Genomic DNA, 19,359 nt, shown 5'->3' with positions numbered 1-19,359 from the left:
ACCCAAATCTGTGGACAGGGCCGTCTCAGCGTACCTGCATGATGCCGTGTGCCCCTCGCTCCGCGTCCACCATCTGGTGGTTGACAAGGGCATAGTGGCCCGCCTCCGGGAAGCTGGTCTCCACAAAGCCGCCCTGACTGGCGAGCATTCCCAAGGTCTGGCTGCCTCCCGACGTGGCGCCGGCCACGCCTGGTGTTGTCCCGTTGCGCAGCCGCCAGCCGCCCTCGAACCACACGCTGTCGAACTGCGTCCCGACGATGTGGAAGGCCCACGCCCGGTTCGGCCCGGCGTCGAGCACCCAGAAACGCACCCTCTCACCGACTCGGGCCGTCAGGGGACTCTTGTCGTACTGCGCCGGGAATCCGTTGAAGACCACGGAATCGGGCTTCTCCGCCATGATCTTGCCCATATCCGCGACGCCCGGAGCACCATCCGCATCCGCCCCGTAGTACTGCTCCCCCTGCACGAGCAGGTACTCCTTGTCCACGGTCGGCAGGTCCGGGGGATCGATCACCACGGCGCCGTACATGCCATTGGCGATGTGCTGGGTCATCGGCATCGTCGAGCAGTGGTACATCCAGATGCCGGCGCGCTTGGCCGTGAAGCGGTAGACCAGGCTCTCCCCGGGCGCGATGGTGCGCATCGGCTTGTCGGGGGCCAGCGCTCCGGCGTGGAAGTCGATGCCGTGACCCATCCCGCCGTCGTTGACCAGGGTGATCTCGAAGACATCCCCGATCCGGCCGCGCAGCACGGGGCCGGGCGCGCTGCCGTTGAAGGTCCACATGGTCTGTTTGACTCCGGGCGCCACCTCCATCACCGCGTCGGTGACCCGGAGGGTGGCCTTGTGCACCTTCTGCGTGCTGGCCGGAGCGAGGGCGGCGTCGCGGGGCTTCCAACCGCTGGAGTACTCCTTGGTCAGGTCGAGTGACGGCGTGACGGCCCCCGGGTCCGCGCCGGCGTGGCCGTCATGGGCTGAGGACGAGGGCTGGCCCGCGGAAGCACCCGAGGTCTGCACCTGGAGGGTCATCCCCATCTGCCGGTGCCCCGCCACCGAGCACCAGCCGTCGGTGGTCTGACCCACCACTCCGAGGTCGACATTGGCACTCTCACCGGGCGACAGTCGCCCACTGGTGGCCCCACTGGCCATCACGAGGTCATGGATCATCCCCTCGTCGCCATTGGTGAGACGGATGACCAGCCTGTCCCCCGGGTCGACGGTGATCACATCGGGGGTGAAGGTCATGTTGCGAGCCACGACGTCCACGGTTCGGGTGCGACCCGTCTCCGCGACGCCGGATTCCGTCCCCCGGGTTCCCGCGAACTGGGACCTGAAGGAGACCGGATCAACGACCGCGGCGAGGGATGCCGCCAACAGCACCCAGACCAGGGCCCAGGCCAGTCCCCTGCGCATCCGATGGGCTCGGGGCGCGTCCTCCGGCGCCGGCCGGGCCCCCGTGCGCACCCGCCATGCCTGCCAGCCGACCACGAGGAATCCCGACAGTGCGATGAAGGCGGCCAGCGAGGTGGTGACCTTCCAGACCGAGGAGATGGGCAGCATGAACAGCGCCAGGCAGAGGTTGACGACCGCCCAGCGGGCGACGGCGCCTCGTTCAAAACTCGTGCTGGTGCCGCGCACCATGGCCGGACCACCGCCCAGCACCACGGGCACGAGGTAGGACAGGGCCCCCAGCAGGACCTGGAGCAGGAAGCCGACGAGCAGGACCGGCACCGTGCCGCGCAGGTGCTCCACCAGCACGGCCGGCGTCGGGCTGGCCATCCACCGCCACAGCACCCAGCACAGCCAACCCAGCAACCAGATCTGCCCCGCTCCGGCGGACAGCACGGGGAAGGTTGTGGCACGCTTGCCGCGCCAGGCGTGGAGCATGGGGTCGGCCTGGGTCAGGACACCCGTGAGGTAGGCCACGACGCCCAGGGCTCCCACGATGCGCCACCACACGGGCGCGACCGGGTGCAGCAGCGGGGAGACGCCCGTAACGATGACGCCGATGAGCATCAGCGGCAACGCCGCGCGAGCAGCCCGTTCGACGCGCTCGGGGGCCTTGGTCCGCAACATCGTCGGCCACAGGGTGCACAGGGTTCCCCAGATGGTCAGGCCCACCCAGCCCAAGACATTGAATGCCAGGTGGCTGGCCAGGATCGCGTCGCTCCAACGACCGAAGGGCACGGCCATCAGGCCCCCGAGGACGGCACCGACGATGAGGCAGCCAGAGGCACACTGGTACCAGGCAACCACCTGCGCGAAGCGTGCCGGAAGGCTGTGCCGCGCCTGCCGGGCAATGCCGACGATGCCGGTCGTCGCCATCCCAACCAGAGCGATGACACCTGCCCAGACCGGCAAGGCCCACTGCCCGACCACGCCGACGCTGAGCAGCGTCAGGGCGGAGTTCAGCATCACCAGCTGCCAGATCTCACGGCGATGCCCCTGCCGGTGGCTGCGCAGGACGGCATCGGCGAAGTGGTTGCTCCACACGACGATGGCATTGCTGACGATGCCCAGCGTCACGAAGTGCACCATCAGCCAGACCTGACGGGGGATCCCCCGATGGGCCGAGACCAGCACGACCGTGAGCACCATCCACACGACCATCGGCAGGGCAGCCCTGGTGTGCCATGCGCGCCGGGTGAGGCGATCGGTCCGGTCCAAGCCCTCGGACGAGGCTTTTGCAATGTCCATATCGTGCAAAATACTAACCCGGCTCCGTCGTCGACCGCCCAGCGGGGTCACCTCCGGCTCAGCGCCGTGGGTTCTCCCGGGCAATGGCGGCCACGCGCAGGGCACATCCCTGCGGATCCCCCATGGGGGTCAGCTCGGTGTCGGCAGCATCGTGGCCTGCGGCCTCCACGAGAGCCTGGACGTAGCCGAGGTGCACAGTGCACACCACATCCGGATGCCGCTTGGCGGCATCCAGGATGGGGCAGCTGCGCAGGAGGATGGTGCCATGCTCATCGGGCATGGTCGGTTCGAAGCCCAACCGGCCGATCTCACCGGGGAGGTCTGCCAGACGCGTCGTGCCGCCCTTCTCCTCCAGAGTGCGTTGGGCCCAGCTCCGGCCGGCCGCCAGGGCCATCGCCTCGGGGTCCGATGTCCGAGAGATCTGCTCGGCGAGCACATCGGTCAGCAGTTCGTAGTCCCGGATCGCATCGGCGCTGCCGCTGGTGGCGCGGTACAGCAGCGCCGGGCGTCCCCGCCCCGTGGGCGAGGAGGTCTCCCGGGCCACCATGCCCTGCTCCAACAAGGCGTCGAGATGCTCGCGCACGGTGTTCGGGTGGAGGTCGAAGTCCTGGGCGATCTCCCTCACCGAACACAGCCGACCCCGCTCGCGCACGGCACCGAGGACCGCTGCCCGGGCGCTCGACATGGAAAGCGACTCCGAAGTCTCGGGAGGTCCCATCGGACCGTGTTCAGCCATGCAGTGGAGTTTACAAGCCTTCCACTGGGGGAATTCGCCGACCTGCCTCTTTCACGCACCGTGCAGCGCGGCCTCCAACCCCGCTGGGTTGTTGCCATAGCTCGTCAGGAAGCCGCCAACCAGCTGCCCCAAGGCCTCACGATCCAGTGCTTCTGGCCCGCGACTTGCCGCGGTGGTGCGTCCATCGGCCTTGACCGCGCTCACTCGAACGTCGTCCGCCACCACGCACAGCGCCAGCCCGTAGGCCTCTGCCCATGCCTGGCCAACCATCACCGGATCCTGGTCCGGGTCACCGCACAGGGCCGCGACGTCGCTGGCGCGTGCGAACAGGATTCCCCCGGCCAGCCCCACAAGTTGCAGCAGGGGGTCCAGGACCTCCCAGTGGGCGAGGACATCCTCATCGTCGTTCGCCAGGAAGAGGTCCACCGAGACTGCCCCGAGGCAGGCGCCGACGACCTGAAGGACCCTCGACGAGCCGCTGTCATGTAGGGCGAATCCGCTCGTGACGTGCAGCCAGTCGTCGTTCTCGGGTGGCGGGAGCGTCCCCGGGTCCAGCGCCAGGTGGCAGACGTGGCCGTGGCCCTCCAGCTCGGTGGCCAGGCCACGGACGGTGGCCCCGTCGACGGCCTCGTCGCCGTCCGGGTCGGCACAGACCACGAATCGCATGCCCCCACGCTAGCGCCCGACGACCAGACGTCCGGATTCAGGGGACTCCGAAGACCTCCCGGGCACGGGCCTGCTCCCAGCTCTGTGGAGGGATCGCCTCCCGATTCAGTGTGTCCAGCATGACCACCTGGTGCCCCCGCTCCCCCAACGCCAACAGGCGCTCGATGCAGGCCACCAGGACGGCGCCGTTGCCGGACAACCAGCTGGCGAATCCGAGCATCAAGAGCGGGCCCACCGCCCACTCCGCGGGTGTGTGGGCAACCACGCGCCCCCACAGGAGTTCCGCCCGCTTCGCGGTGCGCCGCCCCATGGCAAGCCACAGCAGCTCCCGGGTCAGTTCGTCATCCACCAGCACGGCGAGCTCCGCAAGAGCGTCGGGACCGGCGTCCTCGGATGGCGCCTCCTCGCAGGTCAGCGACGCATGCAGCGCGGAGGCTCGCTGTTCCCATTCGGGCCAGGACAAGGAGTGCAGGGCGTCCTCGGCGTCGAGCAGCCGGCCTTCCAGCGACGCCTCCCGGTCCGGCCCCGGGCCCGCGACGATGGCGACCGCATCCTCACGGCTGGGAACGGTGACCATCCCGGCCACGACGGCCTGGGCCACCGTGGACGTGTGGGCCAGGTCCCCGGTCCTGCCCCACTGCCCCTCACCCCAGCGGGAGTGCCACCGGTCCGGTTGGACGCTGATGGAGTCCAGCACATGTTCCGGACCCACCCAGATCTCCGCCAGGGCCAGGGCCTCCTCAGCCAGGTCAGGATTGCTGGACCAGCCGGTCAGCAGCACCATGGCGCCGGGGAAGCGTTCCACGGCGCTCATCATGCCGTGGCGGGCCTGGTCCGGTGAGTCCAGGGTGTCCAGCGGCAGCGCGCCGGTGAGGACGATCTTGGTCCCGTCCAGCAGGACGAAGACGAGCCGCTCGTCGGGGCGGTAGCCGAGCAGGTAGGGAATCAGGGACAGGAAGTCCTGACTGTCGGTGATGCGCAGGCGGGTGACGTCCCGCTCCTGTGTAGTGGTCATGCCCGGTGGAGTATCGAGATTCGGGCCCCAGAATTGTCAGCCGTCCACAATTGGCGAATCCGGATGCAGGAAGGCCGACTTGTGGACAACGCTGCCCGGTACGCTGGAAGGACCATGACGCATCCCCATCAGCCCGGTTCCCGAGACCCGCGCCAGCCCTTCGGTACGCGGGATCCCCGCCAGCCCTTCGGCCAGGACCCGACGCCGCCCGTGACCACCGGACAGTTCGCGCCGGCTCAGAGCCGCCGGCCCCTGTGGATCACACTGGCAGCGCTGGCGCTCGTCGCCCTGGTTGCGCTCGCGGCCATCAAGCTGTCCAGCAGCCCGGACCCGCAGCCGTCGGACCAGGCCGGTGCCCAGCCCGAGTCCTCACAGCCAACGGGAGCAGCGTCCACTGGTCAGCCGAGCGGGCCAACGCCCGGGGTCGGTGTGCCGAGCTCCGTGCCCTTCACCAACAACAGTGACGACGCCACGGGCACCTTCGAGGTGCTCTCACATCGATGGACCGCCCAGGGCCTGATGCTGACCCTGCGTGTCAAGCTCGACTCGGGGCAGCAGCGCCTGGGCTTCTTCGCGCTCGACAACCAGACCACAGCCCAGTTCGATCCCTCGCCCAGCGGCACCGACCAGCTCGACGGCCAGACGATCAGCGCCGGGCAGACCCGCTCGGGAACCGTTCTCTTCGCGAAGCCCGAAGGCGCCACGACGGTCTTCCTGACCGCCAGCAATGGCAAGCAGGTGGCGGCGCTCAAGATCGCCTGATCCGGGGCCTGTCTCAGCGGTGGACGATCACCTTGTCGCCGGGATGGACCTGGTCGAAGAGGGCGGCGATGCCGTCGTAGTTGCGCACATTGACGCAGCCGTGAGAGGCACCGTTGTAGCCGCGGGCCGCGAAGTCCGCGGAGTAGTGGACGGCCTGTCCCCCGGAGAAGAACATCGCGAAGGGCATCTTGGTGTGGTAGAGCGTCGAGACGTGGTCACGTGACTTGAAGTTGACCTGGAAACTACCCTCACGGGTGGGGGTCAACTCCGAACCGAAGCGCACGCTCATCGAGGTCTGCACCTTCCCATCGACCACCCAGGTCAGTCGATTGGCACTCTTCGAGATGCACAGCGCCCGGCCGGCCATGCAGCGGGGATCCAGCCGCGGGGCATCCACCTTCGGCTGCAAGTTGTTCAGTTCCTCGTGCGTGGGCTGACGGGTCATGGCCTTCAACCGATCGAACGTCCGCTGGTCCACCTCACCCGTCACGGGGATCCCGCGCTTGGTCTGGAAGTCCTTGACCGCCTTTGCCGTGCTGGGCCCATAGGTCTCGGTGACCTTCCCGGAGAACCAGCCGATCTGCTTCAGGCGGGCCTGTAGGTCACGCACCGTCGCCCCGGTGGAACCCTCCTTCAACAGTGCGGGGCCAGGGCGCAGGATGTTGTACATCTGGTCCCGGGTGGGCTTCTTGGTGCGTTCCAGCAGGGAGTCCCAGGTCTTCTGGTCCACCTCCCCGCTGGTCGGCAGGCCGCGCTTGGCCTGGTAGCCACGCACCGCCGCGGTGGTGTCCCGGCCGTAGGTACCGGTGATCTTTCCCTCGAACCAGGCGAGCTGTTGCAGGCGGTGTTGCAGTTCACGCACCTGGGCACCCGTGGTACCCGCCTTCATCAACGCGGCCGGCCGCGCACTGGGCGTCGCATTCGGTGAAGCGCTCGTGGACCCACTGGGTGTTGCCGCACTGGGTGTTGCCGCACTGGGTGTTGCCACGCTGGGTGTTGCCACGCTGGGTGTTGCCACGCTGGGTGTTGCCACGCTGGGTGTTGCCACACTCGGTGTCGCAGCAGTGGGTGACGCGGCACCGGCGGCCGACGACACCGGCGCCGAAGCCGGTGCCTCGCTGGCTGGGCTGGCGGTCGGATCCGTCTTGGCGCAACCCACCGTGGTGGCGAGGCAGAGCGTCGTGAGGGCGAGGAAGGCGCTGGAACGTCGGGTAGAAGTCACTCCGTCAGGCTACGCATCGTCCTGCCCCGGGGCACCGTCGGACTCGCCGCCCACCAGTCAGACTTCAGGTCCGGGGCATCCGTGGGCCGCCATCTTGTCGTTGAGCTCCAGCAGACGCTGACGCAGGGGCGCCGCGCGCTCGGCAAAGTCCCGCTGTCGGCGCACGTAGTCTGCCCGTCCGGACGGGGTCTCCACCGGCACCGGCTCGTAACCCCACTCGGACAGGTCATAGGCACTGGCCCGCATGTCCAGCTCCCTGATGTCTCGCGCCAACTCGAAGGTGTCCAGCAGGAGGTCGGAGTCCACCAGCGGCACCAGCTTGCCCGTCCATTTGTAGAGGTCCATGTTGGCGTGCAGGCATGCCGGCTGGTCCAGTTCCGGCTGACGTTCCCTCGTCGGCCGCAGGGCGTTCAGCGGCTCTGCGTCGGGGGTGAAGAAGCGAAAGGCGTCGAAGTGGCTGCACCGCAGCCCCACCTGCTCCACCACCTCCGCCACCCGCTCCGGCTCGAAGCGCAGCGGCAGGTAGTTGTGCCGGATCTGGCCCGGCGGCAAGTGATAGACCATCGCCCACTCGTGCATCCCGAAACAGCCGAACTGGGCCGGGTTCTGCGCGGTGCGCCCGAGCAGCGTCCGGGTCCACTCCAGCGTCGAGGAACGCTTGTCCATGAAGGCTTCGCCGTCGACGCTCGAGATGCCGTCGTGGTGCCGGTAGAACCTGCGCCCCCGGTACTCGCCGTCTGGATCCTCGAGGGCCACGCCAGCCCCTGGATGCCAGGTGCGCAGCTCCCCGGGACGCAGGTTGTAGTAGTTGAACAGGAAGTCCTCGACGGGATGCTTCTGCCCCAGGCGTCGACGCTCGGCGACGCCGGACAGCAGCCGGTCGCAGCGTTCCTCGTGTTGCTGCCGCCGCTGGTGCCAGTCGCTGCGGGCAAGGATGGTGATTGCCTGCTGCATGGGTCAGACGACCTCGACCTTCGGGTAGTCGGGTGACCACATACGCTCATGGATGTCCTGGACGGGATTGGCGAGCTCGACGGTGGCCAGGCCGTCGGTCTGGGCCTGCTTGGCGACCGCGATCGCCACCCGTGCCGAGACGGCCCGCAGCTTGTCGATCCGCGGCAGCAGGGAGGCACCCGGCTCGCGGCTGGTGACCACCTTCGCCACCGCCTCCGCCGCGGCCAAGATCATCGAGTCGCTGACGCGGGAGGCGCGGCAGGCGGCCACTCCGAGCCCCAGCCCCGGGAAGACCAGCGCATTGTTGGCCTGGGCGATCGTGTAGGTGGTGCCATTGAAGTGCACCGGCTCGAAGGGGGAACCGGTGGCAATCAGGGCTCGTCCATCGGTCCACTCCAGCAGGTCGGCCGGCAGCGCCTCGGCCTTGCGGGTCGGGTTGGACAGCGGCATCAGGATCGGGTGCTCGCAGTGGGAGGCCACGTCCTTCACGATCCTCTGGGTGAAGGCGCCGGCCTGCGCCGAGGTGCCGATCATGATGGTGGGGTGGACATTGCGCACCACGTCGGCCAGCTCCACCTTGCCGGGGGTGTCCAGCTCCCAGCCAGCCAGTTCCTCGGCGCTGCGAGCATAGGGTTCCTGGAAGTCACGCATCTTGACCCCCTCGCGCAGTAGCCCGCGCGAACCCAATCCGTAGAAGCAGGACAGGGCCTGTTCCCGCGGAATGCCGCGGTTGACCATCCGCTGCACGAGCAGGTCTGCGATGCCGATGCCGGCCGTCCCGGCGCCGTGCACGACGATCCGTTGGTTCGCCAGCTTCTGTCCCGAGCGACGCACCGCCGCGAGGATGGCCGCGACGACGACAGCCGCCGTGCCCTGGACGTCGTCGTTGAAGGTGCAGACCTCGTCACGGTACTTGTCCAGGATGCGGTGCGCATTGCCCGCGCCGAAGTCCTCCCAGTGGATCATGGCGTGCGGATACATGGTCTGGATGGCCTGGACGAAACGGTCCACGAACTCGTCATAGCGCGCCCCGCGCACCCGGGCATGGCGGTAGCCGAGGTAGGTCTCGTCGTTGAGCAGATCGATGTTGTCCGTCCCGACGTCGAGCACCACGGGCAGGGCCCGGCTCGGGTGGATACCGGCTGCGGCGGTGTAGACGCCCAGCTTGCCGACGGCGATGGCCACGCCGCCAACGCCCTGGTCGCCGATGCCGAGGATGCCCTCGGAGTCCGTGACCACCACCAGGTCCACGTCCTCGCTGCTGTGACCGTAGGAGCGAAGGGCAGGCTCGATGCCGTCGGGATCGTCGATGCTCAGGAAGATCCCGCGCGGGCGGTGGTACCAGTGGCTGTAGGTCTCGATCGCCTTGCCGATGGTCGGGGTGTAGACGATCGGCAACATCTCCTCCAGGTGCTCGGTGAGCAGCCGGTAGAAGAGCGTCTCATTGCGGTCCTGCATGGTGTTCAGGAAGACGTACTTGGCCAAGGCGTCGGACTCCCCCTGATACTGGGAGTAGACGCGCTTGAGCTGCTGGTCGATGGTCACCACATTCGACGGCAGCAGGCCGTTGACATTCAGGTCGATCCGCTGCTGACGGGTGAAGGCCGTGCCGAAATTGCACAGCGGATTGGTGAGCACCTCGCGGCCCCGCGCGGCGATGCGCAGGGTGTAGGAGCCGTCTGGCTCGTGGACATAGCTGAAGTTGGCCATGCCCACAGCCTATTGCCGGTTCAGTAGCCGAGAGTCGTCAGGCTGGCCCTCAACTGCTCCGCGGAGCGGTGCAGTGCCGAAACCTCCGTGGGATCCATCGGAATCTCCAACACCCGCTCGATCCCGGCGGAGCTGACAAGCGTGGGCAGGGAGAGCGCGACGTCGTGGATGCCGTAGTAGCCCTGCAGGACGCTGGACAGCGGCAGCGCGGTGCGCGTGGGAGACAGCAGTGCCTCCACCAGCCGCGCCCCGGCCAGACCGATCGCGTAGTTGGTGGCGCCCTTGCCCTCGATCACCTCGTAGGCGGCGAAGGCGGCCTCGTGCGCCAGTTCCTCCAGCACCTGGTCCGTGAAGACCCGCTTGCCGGCATAGCTCCAGTCCCGGATGGGCACCGAGGAGATGTTGGCGCTGGACCAGACGGGGAACTCGGAGTCCCCGTGCTCCCCCACGATCGTGGCGTGCACATTGCGCTGCGCGACCTTGGTGCGCTGCGCGATCAGGTAGCGCAGTCGGGAGGTGTCCAGCATCGTGCCCGTGGAGAAGACCTGGGCGGTGGGCAGGCCGCTGATCTTCTGCGCCACGACGGTGAGCACGTCGCAAGGGTTGGTGATCAGCACGTACAGGGCCTCGGGCGCCTGTTCGAGCAGCTGCGGCATCATCTGCTCGAGGATCTTGGCATTGGTGGCCGCCAGATCCAGCCGCGTCTGCCCCGGCTTCTGCTTGGCGCCGGCCGTGATGACCACCACCGAGGAGTCCTTGACGACGGAGATGTCGTCGCCGCCCATCACCACCGAGTGGGTGAACTGGGTACCGTGGGCCAGGTCCTTGACCTCCGCCTGCACCTTCTTCGTGGCAATGTCGTAGAGGCTGATCACGCTGGCCGAGCCACGGATCAGCGCGGCATAGGCCAAGGATGTGCCCACCGCTCCCGCGCCGACGATGGAGAGCTTGGACGGGTGACGTGTTGACTTGGCCATGAGTCAATCATAGTGCGGCTCCGCCGTGGCCTAGTGCGGCTCCGCCGTGGCCTAGTGCGGCTCCGCCGTGGCCTAGTGCGGCTCCGCCGTGGCCTAGTGCGGCTCCGCCGTGGCCTAGTGCGGGTCCAGCGTGGTCTAGTGCGGGTCCGCCGTGGCCTAGTGCGGGTCCAGCGTGGCCCAGGCCTGCCTCAGCACTTCCTCGGCCGGACTGTCGATGATGGTGACCCGGCCCACGTCACGCAGGCCCACCAGGCGCAGGGCAGTGCCCCGGGCCTTCTTGTCCAGGCTCATCGTGGCGCGCAGCGCGTCCCAGTCCCCCGCGTTGTAGGCGATGGGCAAACCCACCGACGCCAGGACCTTGCGGTGCCGCTCCACCACGGTCCTCGGGAGTCCGCTGGTGCGTGAGGCAACCTCCGCAGCGAAGACCATGCCGATGCTCACGGCCTCACCATGGCGCCAGGTGAAGTGCTGATGGGCCTCAATGGCGTGCCCCAGGGTGTGGCCGTAGTTGAGGGCCTCGCGTCCCACCGTGTCCGCGGAACTGGTGGCCTCCCGCAGGTCCCCGGAGACGACCTGTGCCTTGACCGCAACGGCCCGGCGCACGATCTCCGCGAAACGCACACTGGTGACGTCGGTGGCCTCGTCCGGGTCCTGCTCGACGAGGTCCAGGATGCGCGGATCGGCGATGAATCCGCACTTGATGGCCTCGGCAAGGCCGGAAACCACTTCGGCCCGCGGCAGTCCGATCAGCAGCTCCAGGTCGCACAGCACGCCGCGCGGCTCGTGGAAGGCGCCGACGAGGTTCTTTCCCGCTTCGATGTTGATACCCGTCTTGCCGCCCACTGCAGCGTCGACCATGGCCAGCACCGTGGTGGGGATGCTGATGTAGCCGACGCCCCGCAACCACGTGGCGGCGACGAATCCGGCGAGGTCGGTGGCCGCGCCACCGCCCAGGCCGATGACCACGTCGGAACGCGTCATCCCCGCCTCAGCGAGCCGGGTCCAGCAGTCCTGCAGCACCTGGCCCGTCTTGGCGGGTTCACCCGGCGGCACCTCGATCGTGACGGTCTGCGTGCCCTTCTCCTTCAGGTGCAGGGCAAGGCTCTCGGCACGGTCACTGAGCACCGGCTGGTGGATGATGGCGGCACGGGCGGCCCCGGCCACCAGCGCGTCGACCTGATCCCTGACACCCTCGCCGATCCGCACCTCATAGGGCTGTTCGGCCTTGACCGCCACGCAGACCATCAGTTCTCCTCCCCTGCGGGAATGCCCAGTTCGGCAAGGACCAGCCGCACCACGGCATTGGCCTTGAGCCCATTGGTGTCGACACGGGTGGTGGCCACCTCGCGGTAGAGCGGCTGGCGCTGGTTGAGCAGCTTGACCATGGTGGAGTGCACATTGCCGGCCAGCAGGGGCCGGTCATTGCCGGTGATGCCCACCCGCCGGCTGGCGTGGTGGGCGCTGACGTCCAGCCAGATGACATGGACACCGGCCAGTGCGGCCCGAATCTGGTCATTCATGACGGAGCCGCCACCCAGGCTCACCACCCCCGGACGGCCGATGGTCTCCAGCGTGACGTCTCGCTCCAGTTCCCGGAATGCAGCCTCCCCGCGGCTCAGGAAGATCTCGGGGATCGGCATCCCCGCGCGCTCGGCCACCAGGTCATCGACGTCGGTGAAGGGCAGGTCCAGCCTCTGGGCGAGCTTGACGCCGATGGTGCTCTTGCCCGCACCTGGCGCGCCCACCAGGACCAGCGTCTCCGGCAGCTCAGCCATGGATGGTCAACCCCTGCTCGGCCACGCGGGCCTGGTAGGCCTCCAGGTTGCGACGGGTCTCCCCGACGGAGTCGCCACCGAACTTCTCCAGCACCGCCTCGGCCAGCACCAGCGCCACCATGGCCTCCGCCACGACACCTGCCGCTGGGACGGCGCACACGTCGCTGCGCTGGTGGTGGGCGCGAGCCTGTTCACCCGTGGCGACGTCGATGGTGCGCAGTGCCGTGGGGACGGTGGCGATCGGCTTCATCGCGGCGCGCACCCGCAGGACCTCACCGGTGCTCATGCCGGCCTCCGTGCCGCCCGCATGGTGGCTGAGGCGACGGATGCCGTCGGGCCCGCCGGAGATCTCGTCGTGCGCCTGCGAGCCGCGCACCCGGGCCAGGTCGAAGCCGTCGCCCAGTTCGACGCCCTTGATGGCCTGGATGCCCATCAGCGCACCGGCCAGCTTCGCGTCGAGGCGGCGGTCACCCTGCGAGTGGGAGCCGAGACCCGGGGGCAAGCCCCAGGCAAGTACCTCGACGATGCCGCCGAGGGTGTCGCCGGCCTTGTGGCAGGCCTCCACCTCGTCCTGCATGGCGAGGCTGGCCACGGGATCATTGCAGCGCAGCGGGTCGGCGTCGATCCGGTCCAGGTCGTCGATGGTGGGGAAGGTCTTCGCAGCCTTCACGGGCCCGAGTTCGACGACGTGACTGAGCACGGTGATGCCGCAGGCCTGCTGCAAGAAGTTCTTGGCCACCTGGCCGATCGCCACGCGCGCGGCGGTCTCCCGGGCACTGGCGCGTTCCAGCAAGGGACGGGCCTCGTCCCAGTCGTACTTCTGCATGCCTGCCAGGTCTGCGTGGCCGGGGCGCGGCCGGGTGAGCTTGGCATTGCGCGCCTGGGCATCCAGCACCTCCTGGTCCACGACATCGGGGCTCATCACCTCGGTCCACTTGGGCCACTCGGTGTTGCCGACCATGATCGCGATCGGGGAACCCAGGGTCTCGCCGTGCCGGAAGCCTCCCAGCAGGGTCACCTCGTCGGCCTCGAACTTCATCCGGGCACCGCGTCCGGCGCCCAACCGGCGACGGGCCAGGGCGTTGCGAATGTCGTCGGAGGAGACCTCGACGTGGGCAGGAATGCCCTCCATCGTCGCGATCAGGGCCTGACCATGGGATTCACCGGCGGTGAGGTAGCGCAGCATGCGCACCAGTCTTTCAGAGTTGGGCGCGTGCCTTGAGCTCTTCTTGCCCGGCGGACTTCAGCAGGCTGAAGGAAACCTCTCCCCCGGTCATCAGACGGACCTGTTCGACGGCCTGGCCGGCCAGCAGGTCCAGGCCGTTGAGTGCGGTCTTCCCGTCGGACTCGGCGGCGGTGGCCAATGCGGTGGGCCAGGGGTCGTAGACGGAGTCGAAGACGATGGCCGCATGGTGGACGAGTTCCTCGGCCACGTGGTCCGCGCCGCCCTCGGGAACCGTCGACAGCAGGATGTCGGACTCGATGGCCTGCCCGGGGGCCAGCTCCCGGACGGCGCACAGCATGCCCAGCGCATTGCTGCAGAATCCCTTGAGCTCCTTGGCCCGCTCGGGATTGCGGGCCAGCACCAGGACACGCTCGACACCCATCTGGCGCAGGGCGACGACGGCGGACCGGGCGGTGGCCCCGTTCCCGACGACAATGGCCGAGTCAGCCGACTCCACCCCCGTCTGGGCGAAGGCCAGCTGGTAGCCCCCCACGTCGGTATTGCGCACGATCGGCTCACTGCCGAGCACCAGGGTGTTGGCGGCACCCACGAGGTCCACCAGCTCGTCGCCCTCGCCGCACCGGCGGATGGCCACCTTGTGGGGCATCGTGACGCTCAGCCCCCGCCAGGAGTCATCCAGGCCGCGCACGAAGGCGTCCAGGCCGTCCGGCGTGACATCAACGGCGTCATAGGTCCAGTCCAGTCGGAGTTCCCGATAGGCGGCTCGGTGCAGTGCCGGAGACAGCGAGTGACCGGCCGGATGGCCGATCACTGCGCAGCAGTTCTGGGTGGGCATCAGGATACCGGGCAACCCGACTTGTCCTTGGCCGTCTTGCACCAGGCCTCGAACTTGCCCACCGCCTTGTCGTGGTCCTCCTTGTTCGAGGAGAAGACCGTCTCCTTGGTCTGGTAGTTGATGGTCACCCAGTAGAGGTTGTCGCTCTTGGTGGGGTGCAGCGCGGCCTTGATCGCCTTCTCGCCGGGCGCCCCGATCGGGCCCGGGGGCAGCCCGGTGTTCAGGTAGGTGTTGTACGGACTCGGGATCTTGGTGAAGTCCTTCGGCAACGGCTTGCCCAGCGGGGTGTTCGTCGCGTAGTAACTCGTGGAGTCCAGCCCCAGCGGCATGTACTGGTCCAGGCGGTTGTAGATGATGCCCGCCACCATCGGCATGTCCTTCTCCTGGGCCTCGGCCTCCAGGATGGACGCGACGGTGATGATCTCCGCCGGCGTACGGTCCAGTTCTTCAGCCCCGGAGACCAGTTCCTGGCGGGCGGCGACGGCGTTGTACTCCTTGGCCATCAGCTTCAGGATCGACGTGGCGGTGGGCTTCTGGCCGATCTCATAGGTCTGCGGGAAGAGGAATCCCTCGACACTCTTCACATACTTGGGGAAGCCCAGTGCCTGCGGATTCTTCGCCGCGGCCTCGAACTGCGCCACCGGGATCTTGGTCTTCTTGCTCAGCAGGGCGAACTGGTCCTTCAGGCGCAACGACTCCGGCACGGTGACCCGATTGTGCACCTGGTAGGCCGGATCCACCAGCATCTCGACGGCCCGGTCCGCGGGGATCTCGGTGCGCAACTTGAAGGTGCCTGCCTGGATGGTCTTGGACTTCTCATTCTTCGCATAGGCCTTGAGGAAGGCCTTTCGGGACTTCACCACACCGTTCTTCACCAGCAGGTTGCCCATGTCCGTACCGCTGGAGCCCTCCGGGATGGTGATGACGATCTCCTTGACACCCTCACCGGCATAGTCGTCGGCGGTCTTGTAGCTGGTGTAGGCCGTGCTCGCCTTGTCGTAGACGAACCACGCCCCACCAAAGAGCACCGCCAGACTCAGCAGCACCGCGAACGCGCTACGGCCGTGGTACCAGATCTTCTTCCAGTCCCGGTTGCCGTTGTTGTCCATGAACAGACCGCTCACAGTTCCTCCGATGTAGTGCCATTTCCCTCGGCGAGGGCCTGTTCCAGAATGGCAACTGCCGCCATCTGGTCGATCATGCCGCGCCGCTGGCGCGAATTCTTCCCCGCCTGGGAAAGCCGCTGGTGGGCCGTGGCGCTGGTCAGCCGTTCGTCCACCAGCGTCAAGGCTACGTCCCCCAGCTCGACGGCAAGGGATTTCGCCACCTCACGCATGGCGCGTGCCGCGATCCCCTCGTCGCCCTGCAGGCTGATGGGCAGCCCGAGCACCACCTCGACGGGCTCGTACTCGGCCACCAGCTCACGCACCCGGCGCATCACCTGTGCCGGGTCCTTCGGGGTGTTCTGGATGGTGTCCACGGGGTAGGCCAGGATCCGTTGCGCGTCGCATGCGGCGACGCCGATCCTGGCCATGCCCCAGTCGAGGGCCAGCAGCACGCCGCCGGCCGTGTTCAGTCCCGCCACGCTCAACCCTGCAGCGCGGCTTCGAGGGCGGCCAGCGCCTCGGGGGCGGCCGCACCGTTGGTGCCACCACCCTGCGCCATGTCGTCCTTGCCGCCGCCCTTGCCACCGAGCTTCTCCGCGGCGACGCGGACCAGGGCGCCAGCCTTGGCGCCCTTGTCGCGGGCTGCCTGGCCGGTGGCGACGATCAGCACGGGCTTCTCGTCGGTGCCGCCAATCAGGGCGACGACGCTGGCGACGTCCCCCAGTCGGCCACGCAGCTCGGTCGCGAGGTTGCGCAGCTCATTGCCGCCCACCCCCGGAACCTGCTGGGTGAGCACCGTGTAGCCGTTGACGTCGTGGGCGGTGGCGAGGATGTCACCGATGCCCGCCATCAGCTGCTTGGCCTTGAGGTCGGCGATCTGCTTCTCCGCGGCCTTGAGGTCCGCGACGAGCTTCTCCACGCGCTCGGTCAGCTGCTCCGGACGGGTCTTGAGGATGTCGGTCAGGCCGTTGACCAGGGCGCGCTCCCCGGCCAGGTGCTTGAAGGCGTCAGTGCTGACCAGCGCCTCGAAACGTCGGGCGCCGGAACCGATGGACTGCTCGGACAGGATGTCGATCATCCCGATCTGCGCGGTGCTGGCGACGTGCGTGCCGCCACACAGCTCGCGGCTCCAGGAACCGTCTCCCAGTTCCACCATCCGCACGATCTCGGGGTACTTCTCCCCGAACATCGCCTGCGCCCCCCGGGCACGGGCCTCGGCAAGGGGCAGCTCGCTGGCGCGGAATTCCAGGTTCTCCCGCAGGGCCTGCTGGCAACGCTCCTCGATCTCCAGGCGCATCGCCTCACCCATCGACTGCTGGCTGGAGTAGTCGAAGCGCAGGTAGCCGGGCTTGTTGTACGAACCGGCCTGGGTGGCCGTGGGGCCGACGAGTTCGCGCAGCGCGGCACCCAGCACGTGGGTGGCGGTGTGCGCCTGGCAGGCGCCCAGCCGGTACTGGGCGTCGACGATGGCCTTGGCCTCCGATCCGGCGCCGAAGTCGACACCCTCCGGCACCTGCACCTTGTGCACCACCAGTCCGGGAACCGGGCGCTGCACGTCCAGCACGTCGAGGCTCACACCGTCGACGACGATGGTGCCGGCGTCGGAGTCCTGACCGCCGGACTCGGCGTAGAAGGGCGTCTCCGCCAGCACCAGCTCGACGGTCTGTCCCGCCTGCGCCCGGTCACTCACCTGCCCGTCGGCGATGATCCCGCGCAGGGTCGTCGGCAGGCTCAACTCGGTGTAGCCCAGGAAGGGCGTCTCACCCTGTTCGCGCAGTGCGCGGTAGGCTTCATGGCTGACCGTGCCGCCCTTCTTGGCCTTCGCGTCGGCCTTTGCGCGGTTGCGCTGCTCATCCATCAGGGACCCGAAGCCCTCGATGTCGACGTCCAGACCGGCCTCGGAGGCCATCTCCAGCGTGAGGTCGATCGGGAAGCCGAAGGTGTCGTGCAGCTGGAAGGCCTTGTCACCGCCGAGCTTGGGGGATCCGGAGCCCTTGACGTCGGCCACGGCCAGATCGAAAAGCTGGGTTCCCTGGGTGAGGGTGCGACGGAAGGCCTGTTCCTCATTGGTCGCCACCGGGAGCACGCGGTCCCACTGGTCGGCAACGTCCGGGTAGGAGACCTCCATCAGGCCCTTGGACACCGTGAGCAGTTCGGGCAGCACCGGGTCGGTGACACCCAGCAGGCGCATCGAGCGCACGCTACGGCGCAGCAGGCGGCGCAGCACGTAGCCGCGGGCCTCGTTGCCGGGGGTGACACCGTCGGTCATCAGCATCAGAGAACTGCGCACGTGGTCGCCCACCACGCGCAGCCGCACATCGTCCTCGGGGTCCTTGCCATAGGCCTTGCCGGCCATCTTGGCGGCGAGCTCGATGACGGGGAAGACCTCGTCGATCTCGTACATGTTCTTCTTGCCCTGCAGCAGGTAGGAGATGCGCTCCAGGCCCGCGCCGGTGTCGATGTTCTGGGTGGGCAGCTGACGGGCGATGTCGAAGTCGTCCTTCGCACGCACCGCAGACAGGTCCTCCTGTTGGAAGACGAGGTTCCAGATCTCCAGGAAGCGGTCCTCGTCGGCCTCGGGGCCGCCGTCCTTGCCGAACTCGGCACCACGGTCGATGTAGATCTCGCTGCAGGGGCCACCCGGGCCGGGCACGCCCATGTTCCAGTAGTTGTCCTTCAAGGAACGTCCCTGGATGTGCTCGCGCGGAATGCCGGCCTGCAGCCAGTACTCGATGGCCTCCTTGTCACCCTCCGGGTAGTCGGGGTGGAAGCCGGGGCCGAGCACCGTCACCCAGACCTTCTCCGGATCGAAGCCGAAGCCACCGTTGTGCTGCTCCGTGGTGACCAGCTCCCAGGCGTACTGGATGGCCTCCTTCTTGAAGTAGTCACCGAAGGAGAAGTTGCCGAGCATCTGGAAGAAGGTGCCATGCCGGGTGGTCTTGCCGACCTCCTCGATGTCCAGCGTGCGCACACACTTCTGGTTGCTCACCGCTCGCTTCCACGGTGCAGGCTCCTCGCCCGTGAAGAAGGGCTTGAAGGGCACCATGCCGGCATTGACGAAGAGCAGCGTGGGGTCGTTGTAGAGCAGCGAGGCGCTGGGCACCACGGCGTGCTCCCTGCCTGCGAAGAAGTCCAGGTAGCGACGACCGATCTCGGCGGCTTTCATCAAAGTTGTCCTTGCTCGTGTTCCAGATCATTTCTGACGTGCGCCCAACCCTATCGGGTCGCGCTCGTGGTCCTCGGTGCCCGCGCTGCGGCGAGCGATCACTCCCCCGGTTCGAGTTCGCCGGCAACGGCGCGGGCCCGGCGGCGCGGGCGGTGCTCCTGCACCCGTCTCCCGACGTCACGGGCCGCCGTGGCGCCCTTGCCCACCACCTCCGCCGTCTTGACCAGCGGGGTGCTGACGACGGTGGAGACGTTCGCAGCCTGTTCGGTCATGGTGGAAGCGCTGCGGCTCATCTTTGCCAGCTCCTCGGTGACCTCACTCAGCCGGGCAATCTCCCGCGTCGTCGTGGAGACGGTGCCCTTGAGCTCGTCGAGGATCGGTGTCGTGCCCTCGCCCAGCCTTCGCACGGCCAGGCGCAGCTCGTCCATCACGCCGCCGAGCTTGAGCAAGGGCACGGCGCACAAGGCGACGAAGACCACCGCGGCGGCCGCGGCGACAAGCCCAGCAATCTCTCCCCATGACATGGTGCACAAGCCTAGCTCGGGCGAGTAAGT

The 19,359-nt window shown here is 68.0% G+C and carries 18 protein-coding genes; 1 reads left to right on the top strand and 17 read right to left on the bottom strand.

Annotated features, from left to right (window positions below; all coding sequences use genetic code 11):
- Positions 1–25: 25 nt before the first annotated feature.
- From EDD41_RS01240 to EDD41_RS01225, 4 genes are read right to left on the bottom strand one after another with little or no spacing between them, the layout of a single operon-like run.
- A complete protein-coding gene (locus EDD41_RS01240; RefSeq protein WP_123574693.1) occupies positions 26–2,695 on the bottom strand; it encodes a multicopper oxidase domain-containing protein in 2,670 nt (889 codons plus the stop codon).
- Between the two features lie 58 nt (positions 2,696–2,753).
- On the bottom strand, positions 2,754–3,431 hold the full coding sequence (locus tag EDD41_RS01235) for a helix-turn-helix transcriptional regulator (RefSeq protein WP_123574692.1): 678 nt from the start codon (positions 3,429–3,431) through the stop codon (positions 2,754–2,756).
- A gap of 51 nt (positions 3,432–3,482) precedes the next feature.
- Positions 3,483–4,097 carry a hypothetical protein gene (locus EDD41_RS01230; protein WP_094764598.1) on the bottom strand — a complete coding sequence of 205 codons (615 nt, stop codon included), beginning with the start codon at positions 4,095–4,097 and terminating at the stop codon, positions 3,483–3,485.
- Positions 4,098–4,134: 37 nt separating this feature from the next.
- Complete coding sequence (locus EDD41_RS01225) at positions 4,135–5,112, bottom strand: DUF4192 domain-containing protein (RefSeq protein WP_094764599.1); 978 nt, start codon at positions 5,110–5,112, stop codon at positions 4,135–4,137.
- A gap of 114 nt (positions 5,113–5,226) precedes the next feature.
- Here EDD41_RS01225 and EDD41_RS01220 point away from each other — a divergent pair, with 114 nt between their 5' ends.
- Entirely contained in the window at positions 5,227–5,874 is a 648-nt protein-coding gene (locus EDD41_RS01220; protein WP_094764600.1) for a hypothetical protein, read from the top strand.
- Between the two features lie 13 nt (positions 5,875–5,887).
- Here the strand turns inward: EDD41_RS01220 and EDD41_RS01215 are convergent, their stop codons facing one another.
- The 13 genes from EDD41_RS01215 to EDD41_RS01155 all read right to left on the bottom strand — a co-directional run bounded on the left by EDD41_RS01215 (position 5,888) and on the right by EDD41_RS01155 (position 19,329).
- The gene (locus tag EDD41_RS01215; RefSeq protein ID WP_245995489.1) at positions 5,888–6,736 is read right to left on the bottom strand and encodes a L,D-transpeptidase family protein; all 849 of its coding nucleotides are present in this window, start codon (positions 6,734–6,736) and stop codon (positions 5,888–5,890) included.
- Positions 6,729–7,028 carry a hypothetical protein gene (locus EDD41_RS16700; protein ID WP_170165188.1) on the bottom strand — a complete coding sequence of 100 codons (300 nt, stop codon included), beginning with the start codon at positions 7,026–7,028 and terminating at the stop codon, positions 6,729–6,731. Before EDD41_RS16700 ends, EDD41_RS01215 begins: the two co-directional genes overlap by 8 nt.
- A 125-nt stretch (positions 7,029–7,153) precedes the next feature.
- On the bottom strand, positions 7,154–8,050 hold the full coding sequence (locus EDD41_RS01205; protein ID WP_123574689.1) for a 3-methyladenine DNA glycosylase: 897 nt from the start codon (positions 8,048–8,050) through the stop codon (positions 7,154–7,156).
- 3 nt (positions 8,051–8,053) lie between these two features.
- A complete protein-coding gene (locus EDD41_RS01200; RefSeq protein WP_123574688.1) occupies positions 8,054–9,760 on the bottom strand; it encodes an NAD-dependent malic enzyme in 1,707 nt (568 codons plus the stop codon).
- A gap of 20 nt (positions 9,761–9,780) precedes the next feature.
- Positions 9,781–10,737 (bottom strand): L-lactate dehydrogenase, encoded by a 957-nt coding sequence (locus EDD41_RS01195; RefSeq protein WP_094764604.1) that lies wholly within the window; start codon positions 10,735–10,737, stop codon positions 9,781–9,783.
- Positions 10,738–10,893: 156 nt separating this feature from the next.
- Positions 10,894–11,982, bottom strand: a complete 1,089-nt coding sequence (aroB, locus tag EDD41_RS01190) for a 3-dehydroquinate synthase (protein ID WP_123574687.1) — start codon at positions 11,980–11,982, stop codon at positions 10,894–10,896.
- A complete protein-coding gene (locus tag EDD41_RS01185) occupies positions 11,982–12,512 on the bottom strand; it encodes a shikimate kinase (RefSeq protein WP_094764606.1) in 531 nt (176 codons plus the stop codon). Before EDD41_RS01185 ends, aroB begins: the two co-directional genes overlap by 1 nt.
- The gene (gene aroC / locus EDD41_RS01180; protein WP_123576765.1) at positions 12,505–13,698 is read right to left on the bottom strand and encodes a chorismate synthase; all 1,194 of its coding nucleotides are present in this window, start codon (positions 13,696–13,698) and stop codon (positions 12,505–12,507) included. Before aroC ends, EDD41_RS01185 begins: the two co-directional genes overlap by 8 nt.
- Positions 13,699–13,711: 13 nt before the next feature.
- On the bottom strand, positions 13,712–14,533 hold the full coding sequence (locus EDD41_RS01175) for a shikimate dehydrogenase (protein ID WP_123574686.1): 822 nt from the start codon (positions 14,531–14,533) through the stop codon (positions 13,712–13,714).
- Positions 14,533–15,657: an endolytic transglycosylase MltG gene (gene mltG, locus EDD41_RS01170; RefSeq protein ID WP_123574685.1), complete on the bottom strand. Its 1,125-nt coding sequence runs from the start codon at positions 15,655–15,657 to the stop codon at positions 14,533–14,535. Before mltG ends, EDD41_RS01175 begins: the two co-directional genes overlap by 1 nt.
- On the bottom strand, positions 15,654–16,091 hold the full coding sequence (gene ruvX, locus EDD41_RS01165; protein ID WP_425454342.1) for a Holliday junction resolvase RuvX: 438 nt from the start codon (positions 16,089–16,091) through the stop codon (positions 15,654–15,656). Before ruvX ends, mltG begins: the two co-directional genes overlap by 4 nt.
- Before the next feature lie 29 nt (positions 16,092–16,120).
- On the bottom strand, positions 16,121–18,805 hold the full coding sequence (alaS, locus tag EDD41_RS01160) for an alanine--tRNA ligase (protein ID WP_123574684.1): 2,685 nt from the start codon (positions 18,803–18,805) through the stop codon (positions 16,121–16,123).
- A 98-nt stretch (positions 18,806–18,903) separates the two neighbouring features.
- On the bottom strand, positions 18,904–19,329 hold the full coding sequence (locus tag EDD41_RS01155) for a DUF948 domain-containing protein (protein ID WP_123574683.1): 426 nt from the start codon (positions 19,327–19,329) through the stop codon (positions 18,904–18,906).
- Positions 19,330–19,359: the final 30 nt, after the last annotated feature.

Source organism: Luteococcus japonicus (assembly GCF_003752415.1).
Lineage (GTDB): Bacteria > Actinomycetota > Actinomycetes > Propionibacteriales > Propionibacteriaceae > Luteococcus > Luteococcus japonicus.
Note: the sequence above shows the minus strand (reverse complement) of the source record. Positions and strands in the feature narration are given on the sequence as shown.

What these genes read in the sequence shown, in the direction of transcription:
- EDD41_RS01175 (WP_123574686.1), bottom strand. Translation starts at nt 14,533, where the DNA reads ATGCCCACCCAGAACTGCTGCGCAGTGATCGGCCATCCGGCCGGTCAC.
- aroB (WP_123574687.1), bottom strand. Translation starts at nt 11,982, where the DNA reads ATGGTCTGCGTGGCGGTCAAGGCCGAACAGCCCTATGAGGTGCGGATC.
- EDD41_RS01220 (WP_094764600.1), top strand. Translation starts at nt 5,227, where the DNA reads ATGACGCATCCCCATCAGCCCGGTTCCCGAGACCCGCGCCAGCCCTTC.
- aroC (WP_123576765.1), bottom strand. Translation starts at nt 13,698, where the DNA reads ATGCTGCGCTACCTCACCGCCGGTGAATCCCATGGTCAGGCCCTGATC.
- EDD41_RS01225 (WP_094764599.1), bottom strand. Translation starts at nt 5,112, where the DNA reads ATGACCACTACACAGGAGCGGGACGTCACCCGCCTGCGCATCACCGAC.
- EDD41_RS01155 (WP_123574683.1), bottom strand. Translation starts at nt 19,329, where the DNA reads ATGTCATGGGGAGAGATTGCTGGGCTTGTCGCCGCGGCCGCCGCGGTG.
- EDD41_RS01200 (WP_123574688.1), bottom strand. Translation starts at nt 9,760, where the DNA reads ATGGCCAACTTCAGCTATGTCCACGAGCCAGACGGCTCCTACACCCTG.
- EDD41_RS01195 (WP_094764604.1), bottom strand. Translation starts at nt 10,737, where the DNA reads ATGGCCAAGTCAACACGTCACCCGTCCAAGCTCTCCATCGTCGGCGCG.
- EDD41_RS01235 (WP_123574692.1), bottom strand. Translation starts at nt 3,431, where the DNA reads ATGGCTGAACACGGTCCGATGGGACCTCCCGAGACTTCGGAGTCGCTT.
- EDD41_RS01205 (WP_123574689.1), bottom strand. Translation starts at nt 8,050, where the DNA reads ATGCAGCAGGCAATCACCATCCTTGCCCGCAGCGACTGGCACCAGCGG.
- EDD41_RS01240 (WP_123574693.1), bottom strand. Translation starts at nt 2,695, where the DNA reads ATGGACATTGCAAAAGCCTCGTCCGAGGGCTTGGACCGGACCGATCGC.
- alaS (WP_123574684.1), bottom strand. Translation starts at nt 18,805, where the DNA reads ATGAAAGCCGCCGAGATCGGTCGTCGCTACCTGGACTTCTTCGCAGGC.
- EDD41_RS01230 (WP_094764598.1), bottom strand. Translation starts at nt 4,097, where the DNA reads ATGCGATTCGTGGTCTGTGCCGACCCGGACGGCGACGAGGCCGTCGAC.
- EDD41_RS01185 (WP_094764606.1), bottom strand. Translation starts at nt 12,512, where the DNA reads ATGGCTGAGCTGCCGGAGACGCTGGTCCTGGTGGGCGCGCCAGGTGCG.